Genomic DNA, 15,649 nt, shown 5'->3' with positions numbered 1-15,649 from the left:
TCAATGAGTGCCCAAAGTTCGTCGTCGAGTATGGGTTTAGCCATGTCCTTTTCGTCGTCGAAACAATGAAAAGGTTAACAGGATTCATCGAGAGTAAACAGCCCCTTTGTTCATTTTGTTAAGGTTTATTAAGCTGTACCAGCGTTTCCAGTCCATGTTTGCTCTCTCCCTGCGATTCTTGTTGCAGCGGGACCAGGATATTCGCGGTGCGCCGGGTGGCATGCAAAGGAGGCTTGCCGAGCGGGTGCGTACACGACTGGGATCACCCTGCAGTCGCTCCTTCCGGGCGTCGTCCTGATGTCGGCGTTCAGGCCAGCGCTGCTGAACGTCGAAAACCACCTGCTTTGGGTCGCTATGTACGAACTGCACCGGCGCGAGGTTGGCAGCATCGCTTCTGTCAACACGCACGGCATAGGATGGCCAACCTTCAGGGAGGCCATGCTGATCGCAACGACGCGCTAAGGCCTCGGTTGGTCCGAGAATTTGGGTTCGGCGAGATTCAGCCGGTTTTCCGAAACTGCGAATAACAGTTGTGGGCAACGATTTGCCAGGCGACTCGAAGTGTGGATGACCGTTGAACCCCCGCAAAGCGGCCGTAGAGGCGTCACCGGGTTCAAGGTCCGCAGAGGGTCGATCTGGTGCATTCACCGCTGGCGCGGTGGCAGACCACTGTCCGTGGTCGTCATCCGGCAGAACCCGGCCACTTCCGGTCGTTCGACATCCCCGCACGAATCGTCGACAATCGTTCTTCCGTATCCATAACCTCACGCCCACCTCGAGACGTGATCGATCCTGGACAATCTAGCTGCCAACGATCCAGTACGAGACAAAATGGACAAAAACAAGTGGAAGGATGATTTAACGTTACTTGAGCGAACGGCTTATCGATGGGTCTCATATTCGGCACTGGCAGTTGCCGTCTACTGCGTACTCATGGTGCGCAAGTATCCAACATCGACAGCTTTGTTCGTAATCGGATCATTTGCGCTGGTGATAGCGACGGTCTTTGGTGGGGGCTACAGCAAAAGCGTCCGGGTATTAGATCTGAGGCGATTCGCTAGGCGCTCAGATAAGCGAAACTCTCGCCGCGACTGACGGCCTTTTCAGCGTACGTAGTCAACGGCCAATTGAAGGGCGGTTTCGGGTTATGCTTTTTGAATAATGCGCGCACTGGACGCGATCACCGCGTTGGTCCGTTGGACTCAGTGCGGCCATGACCGGTCACTCAAGGTCTCCTCCGGTATCCGCGACAATTAGACAGACCGCTATACAGGGAGCATTGGGGATGTTGATCGCCTTCGGGGGGCTACCGGGAACCGGAAAGACAACGGTAGCGCAAACACTCGCACGTAGGCTCGCCGCAGTTTATCTGCGTATCGACACGTTGGAACAGGCATTCATCGCGTCCGGGGACGGGCAGGCGGATATCGGAGCTGCCGGCTACCTGTCCGCATATGCAGTTGCGGGCGATAACTTACGGCTTGGGTTGACCGTCGTCGCGGACTCGATCAATTCGTTGCACATTACGCGTAGCGCCTGGACAAATGTGGCGTTCGACGCAGGTGTGCAAATTTTCGAAATCGAGTTGGTTTGTTCGGATGCCGCGATGCATCGTCAGAGGGTCGAGGGGCGAAAGGCTGATATCCCGGGCTTCCAGCTGCCGACATGGAAGAGCGTGCTCGAACGTCAATACGAACCATGGGAATCGGTAAACCTCGTCGTCGACACCGCAAAGGTTTCGGTCGAACAAGCCGTTGAAGCAATCATGCAGCACCTATTAGCGGCACCTCCGGATAATAGAACGGTTTAGCGTGCGAGACGCCGAGCATGCTGATTGCATGAGGCGGCGCTCGGCCAGTCTGAGACGTTCGACATTGGGGCCTGAATCGTCGACAATCGGTGGCTGCACCCTGTGATACCTCCGGACCTCGGCTACAAGCATGCTCAAACTCGCTTATCTCTTTCTCTCGATCACGCTCGCTACCCCGCTCTCGGCCTTGGCATACGGTGGTGATAATTCAGACTACGATCAATGCATTCTGCATTCGTTGGCAAATAGTCAGAGCAGCTTTGCGGCTCGCGAGATTAGCAACTCGTGCGACGCGCTTTACCGAAATGGCGCAATGCTTCTGCCGCGCGAAAGAGCGTATCACTTGTGTGTTCTGCAAAATGTGCAAACCGTGAGAGGAGCGTTCGCGGTCAACGAGATACTGCATGCATGCCGACGTCAAAATCAGATGTAGCACCGACGTCGTTGACGATTGCAGCGCTGAGATTCGCAAGATTCAGTTTCGATTGTTTCGTTGACCTCGCCCCGTCGTGACGTAGCGTGACCGTGGCATGGACGGCTCCTTTCGGAAGGTCCCAAGGTCCGAGTCGTCCTGAACCGGTCGCCGTCGGGCCCTGTGCGGCCAGCTTGAGACGTTCGATGCAGTCGCTTAGATCATTGACAATCGGTAGGGCTATGCCATTATTGCGCCCGTTCATTCTGCGACAATCGAAGCATGAAGCGCTTTGCAACGTTATTGTTTGGTCTATATGCGATCTCCGCTCTTGCACAGGCAAGCACGCAGAACGACGCGGGCACGAGCGCTGACGCTGTGCCAACATCCGCTCGGTTGGTATCTGCCAACGAAATACCTTGCGAGTATGGCTTGCCAGCAAACGCTTCCTACGGGACGGTCCCGCTTGGACTCGCCTCAGTCGCCGTAATAATCGACGAAAAGGGAAAAGTACAAAGCGCCAGGATTGCGCAAACGTCTGGCAACGCTGCTTTTGACGACCTTGCACTAAGTCAGTCACGTCTGGCCACCTGCAAGCCGTTTCCGGGCTTATTCGGCAAGAGCATCCCGATAGAGACGACCTTCGTGTTTGTGGCCGGCCCGGCACATCAACCCTTGCCGCAGAAGATCAGACGTCTGGTTCACTCTCACCTCGTATGGCATGGCGACAGCGTCAGTCTGCCGACTGTGATTTCAGTGAAATGTGCTCCGGACGGCAAGCTGTTGTCGGCAACGATCGTTCAGTCAAGCGGTAATTTTGCATGGGATGCAGCCGCTCTAAATGCGGTTCGACTCTCCGATCCGCTGCCGACCGATGATAGCGGGAAAACGCCGGCGCTCATCAAGATCACGCTCTATCAGCAGGAGCCAGTGCCGAAACGGAACGCCGGCGTACCTCGCAGTTGGGGACGGCATCATTGAGTGGATCGCGCACAATGAAACAATAATCGGCTGACGGTGCTCACGCGACTGCTTCGGGAGAAGTGTGACCGTCTGCAATGGGCGAACGACTGCTTTCGAGATTTGCGACTGTCCCTAAAGGGTCGGTTTGGTGCATTCGCCGACGGCCCGGTGGCGGCCAAGTGCCAGCGGTCGCCGTCAGGCAGAACCCGGCCACGAACCGCCGTTCACCTGCGTTTTCGATCGGACATTCGTGCGTCGGCTCCGCCCCGTGATCGGCCCTCCGATCGATCAACACAACCGCTCGTTCGTCGCACGAAGTGACTGCTCCGTTTGTGCCTTCTTCGCATGATGATGGGTGACAACAGGAGGGCAGACACACCGAGTACCTGCAACCCGCCTTCAACACCGCGAATAAGCCCTTTCGCTCAACCGACAAGGAGCGCCAGACCGATTGCCAGTTCGACGGCAATGATCGCAAGATTGGTTGGCAGGCGCGTTCGGGAAAGGAGCATGGCAACCTGCGCCTCCGTTGCGCGCCCTCCTTGCACCGGATACAGCAGCGCGGCGCGCTGGACGCTCACTGACGACGAGGATGCTCGAGAAAAAATCGCACCATCTCCGCACTGGCGTCGGGGCCGGATGGATCGGTATAGCTCCCGCTTGAAGAGCCTCCGGCCCACGCATGAGGCGCGCCGTGGATGATCCATAGTTCGGCATGTACCCCGGCTCGTGACGTCATGTGCCGGACCGTATGCTTGCGCGCCTGCCCATTAGCGCCCGACGGGCGAGCGGCTATCGGATCACTTGAGGAGAATCCGTGTACCAATCCGTTGGCGTTGGCAGGATGCACGGTCGCATCCGCGTCGCCGTGAAAAACGATGAGCGGGCATTGAGACGCCTGCGTGTCGTGAATGTCCGCTCGGCCAGGTTTGCGCGCTTTGGAGCCGGTCTTGCCGCCGCGCATTGCCGCCAGCGCGGACGGCAAGTCGTGCGCGCATCCGACGGGCAGGCCCGAATGAATACCCGCTGCTGCGTACAGATCGGGATAGGCTTGCGCGACGATCGCCGCCATCGCGCCGCCGGCCGAAAGACCGGCAACGAACACGCGTTTCGGATCGACGTTGTAATTTGCCATGACTTCGCGCGTGATGCCCGCGATCAGCGACGGCTCGCCGTGGTCGCGCAGCTGATCGGCAGGCCTGAACCAGTTCCAGCATTTCGAGGTATTTGCGCGTTGCGGCTGGGTCGGATAAGCGACGATAAAACCGTGCGTTTCGGCAAGGGCGTTCATCCGCGTGCCGGCTGCGAAATCGTCAGCGTCCTGCGTGCAACCGTGCAGCATGACGATGAGGGGCAGGGGATCACTGCGATATTGACTGGGGACGTAGACCTTGTAGTTACGCTGGCCCGCGGCGTTGACGTAGCGCCGCATGCTGAAGTGCCCACGATCCTGCACGTCCGGTTCGGTTTGCGTCTGATGGGCGCGATGCCGGGGTTGCAGGAGGTCGGCGAAGCGCGTTGTCGTCGTGTTCTCATGCCGGTCTGCATGCGCGGTTGCCACGTCCGTCGGCTCGCCACGCATGGCGCGTTTGACGATCTCCGCGGCCGCCGCGGCGTCATTGCGGCGAAAGAGGGCGAACGCCTCTTTCATCGAGTCCAGAAAGCCTTCGTTGAGTTTCATGTTTTTTCCGATAGCGGGAAAGAGTCAGGGACGTCAGCGAATTCGATCCGCCAGCGCGGCCTTGACCGCCGGTGAGGCATGGAGTGCGCCTCGAACCAGAATCGAGTCGATCGCTGCCAGCGCAAGTTCGGGTGAGACGTCTGTAGCAATGCTCGCCAGTCCCAGCACCTGAATTCTGAGTCGCTGACGGGCCGCGCATGCTGCCTCGAGGTCTTGTTTCGAGAAATGCTGGAGACCCAGTACAAGCTCACGGCGCGTTACGGTTTCCTTGACGGCAGGAGCATGAATCGACAGCTGATTGCGGATGGCCGTACGGATCAGATCCGTGCGGTTCGAGTAAAAGCCCTCTTCGACGAGCAAATCGATTTGCCCCAGATCGACTGGACCAAGATTGATCGTAATTTTTTCGGTCTCGCTACCTCGCGAGCGATCCGGCACTTCTTTTGCCATATGCAGAAATCCTCCAGTCACCATCCATATGGATGGTTATAGGATGATTTCAAGAGGGCGTCAACGCTGATCGCTGTGATTGGCCCGTGTGCGGTCTATCGGCAGAAAGACGCGGGCAGGGAGGTAACAGGCGATGTCGGTGTGCGTCGAGGCGACGCGAGGACGAGATGGATTGCGAGTCGTGTACTTCGTGTTCCAGTGCCACGGTCCCAGGGCCTTACGCCGATAATCAGCCAGCGCGGTGCCAGCGACCGGATTCCGGGCACACGGCGGCTGGTGCGCCGTTCATCCAGACTTGCTCCTCCTCTAATCGCTGCGACGACGGGCGGTCGATGTCGAAGATCACCTTGAGTGCGTGCCCGACATTGGCGTCTTCGATCGGAAGCTCCCACGTCAAGAAAATCTGGGTGAAGTCCTGGTCGGGCGCGAAGTCGGCCGCAGAGAAACTCTCGCCGCCACGCTGAATCACGCCATGGGGCTGGCCCGTATCGAAAATGACGGCTGTTCCGCGCTTGAGGGGAATGCATTGACCCGTAGAGGGAAACCGCAAGTCCAGGCCCTTGTCTTCACTCAGGAACAGATTGCAAAACGCGGCACTGCCATATTGCTCACCGTCATGGTGATATCTCGCGCCACGACAGGCCATCAGCGCCATGCCACTATCGGCGAGCACCGCGGGCAGTCCCAGGGCGCACGTCCAATCGGACATGGCTTGCACGCAGCGCTTGTAGGCCGGCCAGCGCACTTGCGTGCGCGCCAAAGGCATTGCCTCGACATCCCCAGGTTCCAGAGCGAGTCGCGTCGATATCTCTCTTTGCCAATCCGCCACCACGGGCGCAGGGGGTGAAGGTACATCGAGCGTGGTCCATAAAACGATGTCACTTACGCGTCGACTGCGGATGGCGTCGCCGCTCCAGAAAAAGGAAGTCAGCATATTTCTCATTTCATGCTGTCGAAGGGAGTTCGTCGAGGCATTGTAATGATTCAGCCTGGTCATCCCGGTAAAAATTGGCGATGAAGCGTTCATCACCTGGTCACGTAGCCAGGTCATTCCAGCGTCGGCTGCCCCTTTGGAAACAGCCAGACGTCAATCCACTAATCTGATACAAAGGCGCGCGGTGTATAACCTGCCTGGCATGCCATGCCAGGCAAGGGGCACAGCCAAGCGGTGTCGCATCGCTTCGTCAGCAGCGCGGCCCGCCTGCTGAAATGGTTGCAAAATAAGTGTTGACTCTGACCCGCCTGGCGGGTACTGTGCCGTTCGAAGTTCAAGAAGTTCGATTGCTGTTCATCAATTGCTCGCTCCTCAGCGGTATTCGTTGTCCTCTCCCTCCTTGAAGCTTCAAGCGCTCTTTGACAGAGCAAGTCTTCATTTTTTTCTCAAGGATTCTTCATGGAAACCGGTACCGTTAAATGGTTTAACGACAGCAAAGGCTTTGGCTTCATTACCCCGGACAAGGGCGGCGACGACCTGTTCGCTCATTTCTCCGAGATCCGGGCCGACGGCTTCAAGACGCTGGCTGAAAATCAGAAGGTGAGCTTCGAAACGAAGCAAGGCCCCAAGGGTCCGCAAGCGGCTAACATCAAGCCGCTGTAAAGTTTGAAGGACCCGGCATTCGACGAACGCCGGGTTGCAGCGACACCCTCGCGGAGTTTTTGTCTCCCAAAGTTGGCGCGATCGCCGTTAGCTGCATCTGCTGATTCGGCAGCTTAGCGAGCGCCATACGCCTTGTTGCGCCTCATTCTCTCCTCAGGCCTCAACGCCATCTTTCGCCTTCCGACTGCTTGATGAATCGGCTCGAGTGGCTTTGGGTCAACGCACGCGTGCCCTTTCGTACAGTACGTGCGCACTCCAATATCATTAAAACTAAAATGCAAAACAAACAAGTTCAACAATACAACGGCTATGCCGTCCAATCCTCGGCGCATCGTTTGCCCGACGGTAACTTCTCATCCAACCTGTTGCTCGAACGCCTCGATAACGCGCGAGCCGAAGGCCGCTACTGGTTCTATTCACTCGACTACTTCACGAGTGAAGAGCAGGCGTTGCAGTACTCCAGCCAATGGGCACGCAATTGGGTCGACACCCGCGGTTAAGGGCGACTCCACAGTTCGAAACATCCAGCGCATTCGAAGCGCCAGGGCGGTTGCAACCAAAGGCGCTCAAACATCCCGCAGGTTTTGGAGCGGCACGTCGTCGGCACGCGCGGCTATCGGCCCACCGTCCTTCTGGCCCGCCGATAGTGGCCTGAAAGATGGCGGGGCTCGGCCCGTGAAAAAACCTACCACCGAACGCAAGCGCAAAAAGGCTGCGGCAGTGGCACGACTGCGCAAGCAGAGCAAACGGTCGTTGCCGCCAAAAAAGCGGTATTGCCCGGAATTTTCCGGGCAGCCATGCTAAGGCGCCGGGCATCCCGCTAACCTCCGTATGGGGAAGAGTAGATCCCCAGCATCTAACGTGCTCTGTACGTCTTCAGGAGACTGCCATGGCCAAAATTGAAGCAAGGTTGGCGGAGATGGGATTGGTGTTACCGCGGCCACTACAGATGCCAGCTGATGCACGCATGTCACTGCCGTTCGCATGGGTGCGTGTGAGTGGAAAACGCGCGTTTGTCTCGGGACATGTACCACTGAACGCGGATGGAACCATAGCGCAACCCATTGGCAAAGTGGGCGCCGAAGTGTCCCCGGCCGAAGCGTATGCGGCAGCACGCCTCGTGGCTCTTGCCCAGTTGGCGAGTCTCCAGAGGGCGCTCGGCGACTTGGACCGCATTACAGGCTGATTGCGCGTTCTCTCGATGATCAATGTCGCGCCGGCTTTCGATCAGACTCCGCGTATCGCGAATGGCTTCTCGGACCTCATCCTTGACCTATTCGGTCCGGACGTCGGGACACACGCTCGCTCGGCAGTCGGCATGGTGTTGCCTTTGAATGTGCCCGTCGAATGCGAGGCGGAGGTCGAGATCGACGGACCGTGACGATCGTCTCACTATGTCATTGGGTTCTTTGCCATGGCCTCTACAGCCAGCGCGGACGAGCCCTCGCGACCATTGGAGCTGGTAAGCATCGACTGCCGCATGTCGTAACGTTGGGTGCTCGGTATGATTGACCGGTACCGGTCCGGTAAAGCCGATGGCCTGCCGGGTCCGTACGGCTCACGGGGTCGAGTTCGACGGTCATTTACGAGCCTCAACGCATAAGAAGGGCATTATCACGTTCGGACAGGAACTGACGGTGGGCGTCGCACTGATCGATGATGCTGCCCGAAACCGCGGATCGGCCGTTTGCATTCAACGTCTTGTCCGTCCATACTCTGTGAATGTCGCATTCTCGAAGGGGATCCAGGTGAGTCACGACCCCGTACATGACCCTTCGCGGCGTCACGCGACTCAACACCCTCAGGCGCATGAAGGACATGAGGGCAGCGCACTGCCCGACATGGATCTGCGTGTGCGTGCGCTCGAATCGCTTCTGATCGAGAAGGGCTACGTCGATCCGCAAGCGCTCGACGTACTGATCGAAACCTACGAAACGAAAGTGGGTCCGCGCAATGGCGCTCGCGTCATCGCAAAGGCGTGGAGCGACCCGGACTTTCGACACTGGCTGCTCGACGATGCGACAGCTGCCATCGCGTCGCTTGGCTTCGCGGGGCGTCAGGGCGAGCACATGGTCGCGCTGGAGAACACGCCGGGCGTACACAACATGGTCGTCTGCACGCTGTGCTCGTGCTACCCGTGGCCCGTGCTCGGCTTGCCACCCGTCTGGTACAAGTCGGCGCCGTACCGCTCGCGCGCGGTGATCGACCCGCGTGGCGTGCTAGAGGAGTTTGGCGTAGCGTTGCCGGACGACATCAAGATCCGCGTTTGGGATTCGACGGCCGAGGTACGCTATCTGGTGCTGCCAATGCGTCCGCCCGGCACCGACGCACTGAACGAAGACGAACTCGCCGATCTCGTCACGCGCGACTCGATGATCGGCACAGGCTTACCGCTCCCTGCGCAGCAGGCGACAATCCCCAACGTAGGTTCATCGTGAACGGCGCGCAGGATCTGGGCGGGATGCAGTCGTTCGGGCCGGTCGTGCCCGAGGTCGACGAACCTTACTTCCACGCCGACTGGGAGCGCCATGTGCTCGCGCTGACGATCACGATGGGTGCGACGGGCACATGGAATCTCGATATGTCGCGCGCTGCGCGCGAGAGCCTGCCGCCGGCGCAGTATCTGTCTAGCAGCTATTACGAGATCTGGTTTGCAGGCTTGTGCAAGCTTCTGGTCAACTCGGGCCTCGCCACGCCCGACGAGATCGACTCCGGCGTATCACGGCATCCCGCCGCGCCGGTGCCACGCGTGCTGGCTCATGACCAGGTCAACCAGGCGCTCTTTAGCGGGAGCCCCGTGATGCGCACGCCGCCGCATCCGGCCCGTTTTGCCGTCGGCGACGAGGTACATACGCGACTGCTCAACCCGCAAACGCACACCCGCTTGCCGCGTTACTGCCGTGGCAAGCGCGGCCGGGTCGTCGCAGTGCACGGCGCGCATGTGTTTCCTGATTCGAACGCGGTGGGCCGCGGCGACGATCCACAGTGGCTGTACACGGTGAGCTTCGATGCCGTCGAATTGTGGGGCCGGGATACCACGGCCGCTTCCGTTTGCGCCGATTGCTGGGAGCCGTATCTGGACAGGTGCTGAACGACATGCGCGTTCGCTCATCGAGGAAGACTTTCATGACTGCGCCCCCGGTGTCACTCGATGCACTGCCCGGCTTGCCACGCGACGATGCCGGCCCCGTCTTCTCCGCGCCCTGGGAGGCGGCGGCCTTTGCGATGGCGCTCTCGCTTCATGAGCGCGGCGTGTTCACCTGGGCCGAATGGGCGGCTCAACTCGCCGATGCTATCCGCGACGCGCAGGCGCAAGGCGATCCGGACCACGGCGACACCTACTATGTTCATTGGCTGACCGCGCTCGAACAGATCGCGACCGCGAAGGGCTGCCTGACGCGCGATGCACTGGTAGAGCGGAAAAACGCATGGGACGTAGCGGCGCGCCGCACCCCCCACGGGCGGCCGATCGAACTCGACTGAGCGGCAAACCGGCATCGCTGACTTAGCGATGGGTGAGGAGAGAGATATGGGCAGAATCGAAGCGAAGTTAGCGAAAATGGGATTGGCGCTACCACAGCCGCTACAAATTCCGGCGAATGTACGTATGCGTTGCCATTTGAATGGGTGCGTGTCAGAGGAAAAAAAGCATTTGTCTCGGGTCACGTGCCGCTGAACGCGGACGGGACCATTGCGCAACCGGTCGGCAAGGTTGGCGCAGAGGTTTCGCCGGACGAAGGCTTACCGAGCACGAGACCGACCCGAGCCAACGGCTTCATTTCCATAACGCGCAGCGAGACTCAGCTTTGCTGCCGAACGCCTGTTCACCAGGAATCGTTTCGATGATCTTGCAGTAGTCCCACGGCTGCTCCGATTCGTCCGGCGTCTTCACCTCCATCAGATACATATTGTGAATCATGCTGCCATCTTCCCGGATATATCCTTGCGCATACACGTCGTCGATCTTTTGTTTCTTTAGCTGCGACATGACCGCGGCTGGTTCGGTCGAGCCGACAGTCCGCACTGCCTTCAGATAGGTCATCGTTGCGGAATAGTCGGCGGCCTGCAGGCTCGACGGCATCTTGTTCATTTTCGCGAAATAGCGCTGCGACCACTTGCGTGTTTGTGCATTCTTGTTCCAATACCAACTATCCGTCAGCACGAGATGTTGCGCCGTCGCGAGACCCAGACTGTTGATATCGTTGATGAAGATAAGCAGCGCGGCCAGCGTCATCGTTTTCGTTACGCCGAACTGGTTCGCGGCCTTGATTGCATTGACGGCGTCGCCGCCAGCGTTCGCGAGTCCAAGGACCTGTGCTTTCGATTGTTGTGCCTGAAGAAGGAACGAAGAAAAGTCCGACGCGGAGAGCGGATGATGAACAGATCCCAGCACTTGGCCGCCATTCGCCTTCACGACATCAGAGGCGTTCTTCTCAAGCGCCTTGCCGAACGCATAGTCGGCGGTTAGGAAATACCATGTTTTTCCGCCTCTTTTAAGCACTGATGAAGCGGTTCCCTTTGCAAGGGCCATCGTGTCGTACGCATAGTGGACCGTATAAGGCGTGCATTGCTCATTGGTCAGCGTATCTGCGCCGGCTCCTACGTTGATGTAGGGAATCTTCTTTTCTCCGGCAATCTGATTGGTGGAAAGCGCGGTTGCAGAATTCGTCCCGCCGATAATCACATTGACACTCTCGCGGTCGATCCATTCCCGCGCGACCGATGCTGCTATATCGGCCTTGTTCTGATGGTCCGCATAGAGCACCTTGATCGGCTTGCCGTTGACCTGGCCTCCGAAATCCGCAATGGCCATTCGAATTGCCTCGAGGCCGCCCTGCCCATCACCTTCGGAATACAGTCCGGAAAAATCCGTGATGAATGCGATGGTCACTGCATCGCCAGTTGCGCGCGCGTCGCTGTACATCACCATTGCGCTGACAGTCGTCGCGACCCCCAGCAGGCGAAGCATAGGTGATCTCATGTACATCGCTACCTCCACGTACTTCCACGTGCCTCTACCTGCGCGCGGTTTCTGCTTCTCGTCCCGCGCCCGCGAAGAAAAGCATCTGAACGAGATTCGAAGCCCGTCGAACCTGCACATCGCGGCTATATTCGATGCTAGTCCGGACTGCGCAAAATGCCAGGTAAAGATGCGATGTAGTGAATATTCGACCGCTCGCGCAAACATGCGATGAAACGCGGCGACGGCCGCGCCGAATGTGCGGCGGTGATGAGGAAATGGTAGCGTACGCCTGCTTCTGTGCCGGCCGGAAGCTCGCCTCCGACAGCCGACGGCTGCAAGATTGTCCGTCGGACGTGGGCGCCCACGAGTCTGGCAGGGCTGAGTCGTGTGTCGCTCTCACGACGGGCTGAGCGCCTGCACTGAGCATTCAATCTTTGCTGGCGTCTTGTTTGCTGCTGATAGCCGCCGTGCATGTCGCTGTCTGTCTGTGGCGGGTTGGGGTCACCCACGGCCGGCTGCACCAAATGGCGGTGCGGTGGCGGTCCCTTTGACAGCCTCCTTTTCGATTATTCCGCCGCAGGTTTTGACCCGGCGCCTTCCATTGCGCGCTCGTCGGCAAGGGGACAGGGCTCAACTTCGAGCGCCGACGCCAGCAGGTGGTCGCTGAACTGCTCGCGCAGCTTCAGTTTGTGCAGCTTTCCAACGGCCGTATGCGGCAATTCGGTGACGAAGATAACGTCATCGGGCATCCACCACTTCGCGACCTTGCCCTCGTAGAACGCGAGCAGTTCGTCGCGCGTGACCTCCGCGTCCTTGCGTTTGACGACGACGAGCAGCGGCCGCTGCAGCCACTTCGGATGGGCGCAGGCGATGCAGGCTGCCTCTGCGACGCCCGGATGCGCGATCGCGATGTTCTCGATTTCGATCGAACTGATCCACTCGCCTCCCGACTTGATCACATCCTTGCTGCGGTCGGTGATCCGCATAAAACCGTCCCCGTCGATCGTGGCCACGTCGCCGGTCGGAAACCAGCCGTCGACGAGCGGCGAGTCATCCTTCTGGAAATACCGCTTGATCACCCACGGACCGCGCGTGTGCAGTTCGCCGAACGCGATGCCGTCCCACGGCAGGTCGCGCCCATCGTCGCCGACGATCTTCATGTCCACGCCGTAGATCACGTGCCCCTGCTTTTCGCGCAGCCTGCGCTGCTCTTCCGGCGGCCGCTGTGATTGTTCCCAGTTGAGTTTTGCGAGCGTGCCGAGCGGTGACATCTCGGTCATGCCCCATCCGTGAATGGCTTCGACGCCGTATTCCTCGAAGGTGCGCAGCATCGCCGGCGGGCACGCGGACCCGCCGATCACCGCGCGTTGCAGTGACGACAACCGCACGCCCGCTTCCTTCATGTAGTTGAGCAGGCCAAGCCAGACGGTTGGCACGCCGGCGGAATACGTGACGCGCTCCGCCTGCATCAGCTCGAAAAGGGATTTACCGTCGAGATCTTTGCCCGGAAGGACGAGTTTCGCGCCCGTGAGCGGCGCGGCATGCGGAATGCCCCATGCGTTCGCATGAAACATCGGCACGACAGGCAACGCCGAGTCGTGCGCCGATAGACACATCCCATCCGGCAGCGCACCGGCGTACGCGTGCAGCACCGTGGAGCGATGCGAATACAGCGCGCCCTTTGGATTGCCCGTCGTGCCCGAGGTGTAACAAAGGTACGATGCCTGGCGCTCGTCGAGGAGCGGCCAGTCGAATGCGCCGTCGTGCGGCTTGAGAAACGTCTCATAGCTGATGAGCGGTATGGGCGTCTGCACCGCAGGCAGATGCGCGTCATCGGCAAGCGCGATCCACCTACACACCTTGGGACAGAGAGGCGCAAGGTATTCAATCAGCTGCGAGAACGTCGTATCGAACAGCACGTAGCTGTCATCGGCGTCGTTGATGATCCATGCGATCTGCTCGGGGAAGAGCCGGGGGTTGATGGTATGACACACGGCCCCGAAGCCCGTCGTGCCGTAATAGGCTTCCAGATGGCGGTAACCGTTCCATGCCAGCGTGCCGATCCGTTCGCCCGGCTGCACATCCAGCGCGATAAGCGCCTGCGCCAGTTGCTTCGCGCGCTTTTCGCAGTCGCGATACGTGTAGCGATGTACGTCGCCTTCGATGCGCTTTGACACGATCTCGGTAGTGCCGAAGTGCCGTGACGCATGGGCCAGCAGTGAGGAAACCGTCAGCGGCACGTCCATCATCTGTCCGAGCAGCGGTGTCGTCATAGCCGAGTCTCCCTGCTATTGCCGCGAGCCCGGAATCGCGTAAGAGTGCTAGAAATATCGGACACGTCACCCGCCCGGTAGCCAAGCCTTCCGGTTATTCACCATAGTTGAGGCCTGCGAGTGTTGCAAATAGATAAGATGGATATTGTTAATGTCTCGCGTCTGTAGCACCCGCAATCCGCACGCTGAGACTAGCCATGCGCATGTCAGACGGTAGCCGGCCCAATAGTTGCCGCTCAGGTAGCTTAGAAAGCAGCCATTCGAATGCCTCGTCTACTTCCTGAACGTGCCAGATGCCCTTCACTTGTTCTCTTCCGCATTCCATGTGTGCGCGATCGTGCGCCACTTGCCGTCCGTGCTCCTCGTCATCACCTTTAGCAATACGCCTTTGTATTGCGGCTTCTTGCCATCCTTCTCCTGCACCGCAGTTCAGTCGGCCGTTTCGTACATCACGTTGCCGACCTGGCTCGCGCGCACCACGTCGATCGCGTGATCGTGAACGCCGGCATCGAAGTGGCTCTTGAAGAGCTTTTCTATTTCGTCGCGCCCTTGAACGATCTTGCCGTTACCCCGCGATACGATCGCCTTTTCGTCGTATAGCGCGGCGAGCCCGTGAGCGTCGCCTTTGTTCCATGTTGCATTCGCATCCGTGACGAGCTTGTTCTGGGCAAGCGCGGGATGCATAGTGAAGAGCGCTGGCAGCGCAAAAAGTCCGCATGTGCCGAAGTGCTTCAAGGTGTTGTTAATCGCTTGCCTCCAGTAGTGAACGTCGGCGAGCGGCATGAGTGCTCGTCGTGCGGCACTCACGTTCACGCTTAACTCACTTCGGCCTCTCGCAGGTGCGTGGAGTATATGGATGGGCGTGTCGTAATCAATTAACGGAGATCATTGCTAATGCTATTGACCAAACGTTAGCAAACCGGATTGACCCGTAACTGCAATAAGCTACGCCGGTGAACTCGTCACGCTCATAGTGAATGTTTCTGTTTCAGGCGGTCCGCTGACTCACTGCTCACGCGGTCGATAGTGTTACATCGACCGGTTGAATCCGCAGTTACATATTGGCGCAGCCGTCCATTAGTCGACAGCTTCGCTGGCTTTGGTCGTTTGGCGAACCGTGCCGCCTTCCACTGCGCGACCGAAGCACGATACGCGAGGCATCCACCACGTGTCGCCGCATTGCGCGTGAGCTCTCGTGAAACGGTTGTTGGACTGCGTCCGATACTTTCAGCGTCGTCTGGCCGGCGACAAGGGAGCAATCGGGTGGGCAAATATGTGGCCAGAGCACAAGCTGATCAAATGGCGGTGTCCCCTTTCGCACGCTGGTGCCACCACACTCCGTCAAAGCGCCGCAACAAGGGGCTGTGGGCGGAGTTCCAGGATCTGTCGGTGACAGCTTTAGAAGGGCGGCGTGAAACTAGAAAGTTCACTTGGCTGGTAGCATGGGACAGCTATCATGCAGTCACAGAGCGCATCCTGGTGCGCTCGAAGATTCACACG

General features: G+C 58.9%; 17 protein-coding genes and 1 pseudogene. 9 read left to right on the top strand and 9 right to left on the bottom strand.

Annotation, left to right across the window (positions count from 1 at the left end; genetic code table 11):
• Window positions 1–1,285: 1,285 nt before the first annotated feature.
• From AB3X94_RS30075 to AB3X94_RS30065, 3 genes are all read left to right on the top strand, one after another.
• The gene (locus AB3X94_RS30075; protein WP_368613487.1) at window positions 1,286–1,810 is read left to right on the top strand and encodes an AAA family ATPase; all 525 of its coding nucleotides are present in this window, start codon (window positions 1,286–1,288) and stop codon (window positions 1,808–1,810) included.
• 130 nt (window positions 1,811–1,940) lie between these two features.
• Window positions 1,941–2,243, top strand: a complete 303-nt coding sequence (locus AB3X94_RS30070) for a VF_A0006 family four-cysteine protein (RefSeq protein ID WP_303246658.1) — start codon at window positions 1,941–1,943, stop codon at window positions 2,241–2,243.
• Between the two features lie 261 nt (window positions 2,244–2,504).
• Entirely contained in the window at window positions 2,505–3,203 is a 699-nt protein-coding gene (locus AB3X94_RS30065) for a TonB family protein (protein WP_368613486.1), read from the top strand.
• Window positions 3,204–3,610: 407 nt separating this feature from the next.
• Here the strand turns inward: AB3X94_RS30065 and AB3X94_RS30060 are convergent, their stop codons facing one another.
• From AB3X94_RS30060 to AB3X94_RS30045, 4 genes are all read right to left on the bottom strand, one after another.
• A complete protein-coding gene (locus AB3X94_RS30060; protein WP_246391884.1) occupies window positions 3,611–3,766 on the bottom strand; it encodes a hypothetical protein in 156 nt (51 codons plus the stop codon).
• Window positions 3,763–4,866: a PHB depolymerase family esterase gene (locus AB3X94_RS30055; RefSeq protein WP_368613485.1), complete on the bottom strand. Its 1,104-nt coding sequence runs from the start codon at window positions 4,864–4,866 to the stop codon at window positions 3,763–3,765. Before AB3X94_RS30055 ends, AB3X94_RS30060 begins: the two co-directional genes overlap by 4 nt.
• Window positions 4,867–4,899: 33 nt before the next feature.
• Window positions 4,900–5,316 (bottom strand): CopG family transcriptional regulator, encoded by a 417-nt coding sequence (locus AB3X94_RS30050; protein WP_176106400.1) that lies wholly within the window; start codon window positions 5,314–5,316, stop codon window positions 4,900–4,902.
• Between the two features lie 229 nt (window positions 5,317–5,545).
• Complete coding sequence (locus AB3X94_RS30045) at window positions 5,546–6,250, bottom strand: hypothetical protein (protein ID WP_176110446.1); 705 nt, start codon at window positions 6,248–6,250, stop codon at window positions 5,546–5,548.
• Between the two features lie 459 nt (window positions 6,251–6,709).
• On the opposite strand from AB3X94_RS30045, the gene AB3X94_RS30040 reads away from it, so the two are divergent.
• The 6 genes from AB3X94_RS30040 to AB3X94_RS30015 all read left to right on the top strand — a co-directional run bounded on the left by AB3X94_RS30040 (window position 6,710) and on the right by AB3X94_RS30015 (window position 10,396).
• The gene (locus AB3X94_RS30040; protein WP_176106399.1) at window positions 6,710–6,913 is read left to right on the top strand and encodes a cold-shock protein; all 204 of its coding nucleotides are present in this window, start codon (window positions 6,710–6,712) and stop codon (window positions 6,911–6,913) included.
• A gap of 275 nt (window positions 6,914–7,188) precedes the next feature.
• Window positions 7,189–7,413: a hypothetical protein gene (locus AB3X94_RS30035; protein ID WP_176123685.1), complete on the top strand. Its 225-nt coding sequence runs from the start codon at window positions 7,189–7,191 to the stop codon at window positions 7,411–7,413.
• A 389-nt stretch (window positions 7,414–7,802) separates the two neighbouring features.
• Complete coding sequence (locus tag AB3X94_RS30030) at window positions 7,803–8,099, top strand: RidA family protein (protein ID WP_312883545.1); 297 nt, start codon at window positions 7,803–7,805, stop codon at window positions 8,097–8,099.
• A gap of 562 nt (window positions 8,100–8,661) precedes the next feature.
• Complete coding sequence (gene nthA, locus AB3X94_RS30025; protein ID WP_368613484.1) at window positions 8,662–9,351, top strand: nitrile hydratase subunit alpha; 690 nt, start codon at window positions 8,662–8,664, stop codon at window positions 9,349–9,351.
• Window positions 9,348–10,004: a nitrile hydratase subunit beta gene (gene nthB / locus AB3X94_RS30020; RefSeq protein ID WP_368613483.1), complete on the top strand. Its 657-nt coding sequence runs from the start codon at window positions 9,348–9,350 to the stop codon at window positions 10,002–10,004. The genes nthA and nthB overlap by 4 nt, the downstream gene beginning before the upstream one ends.
• A gap of 35 nt (window positions 10,005–10,039) precedes the next feature.
• On the top strand, window positions 10,040–10,396 hold the full coding sequence (locus tag AB3X94_RS30015) for a nitrile hydratase accessory protein (protein ID WP_184228467.1): 357 nt from the start codon (window positions 10,040–10,042) through the stop codon (window positions 10,394–10,396).
• Window positions 10,397–10,688: 292 nt separating this feature from the next.
• Here AB3X94_RS30015 and AB3X94_RS30010 read toward each other — a convergent pair whose 3' ends face one another.
• From AB3X94_RS30010 to AB3X94_RS29990, 5 genes and pseudogenes are all read right to left on the bottom strand, one after another.
• The gene (locus AB3X94_RS30010; RefSeq protein WP_246392141.1) at window positions 10,689–11,843 is read right to left on the bottom strand and encodes an ABC transporter substrate-binding protein; all 1,155 of its coding nucleotides are present in this window, start codon (window positions 11,841–11,843) and stop codon (window positions 10,689–10,691) included.
• 599 nt (window positions 11,844–12,442) lie between these two features.
• A complete protein-coding gene (locus tag AB3X94_RS30005; RefSeq protein ID WP_368613482.1) occupies window positions 12,443–14,149 on the bottom strand; it encodes a 3-(methylthio)propionyl-CoA ligase in 1,707 nt (568 codons plus the stop codon).
• A 300-nt stretch (window positions 14,150–14,449) separates the two neighbouring features.
• The gene (locus AB3X94_RS30000) at window positions 14,450–14,572 is read right to left on the bottom strand and encodes a hypothetical protein (RefSeq protein WP_255214999.1); all 123 of its coding nucleotides are present in this window, start codon (window positions 14,570–14,572) and stop codon (window positions 14,450–14,452) included.
• Window positions 14,573–14,578: 6 nt separating this feature from the next.
• A complete protein-coding gene (locus tag AB3X94_RS29995) occupies window positions 14,579–14,932 on the bottom strand; it encodes a ketosteroid isomerase family protein (protein ID WP_368613481.1) in 354 nt (117 codons plus the stop codon).
• Between the two features lie 272 nt (window positions 14,933–15,204).
• Window positions 15,205–15,372 (bottom strand): annotated as a pseudogene (locus AB3X94_RS29990) (IS30 family transposase); the annotation flags it as partial.
• Window positions 15,373–15,649 lie beyond the last annotated feature (277 nt).

The organism is Paraburkholderia sp. BR10923 (assembly GCF_040948765.1).
GTDB lineage: Bacteria > Pseudomonadota > Gammaproteobacteria > Burkholderiales > Burkholderiaceae > Paraburkholderia > Paraburkholderia youngii.
This window is presented reverse-complemented; position numbering and strand designations above follow the sequence as displayed.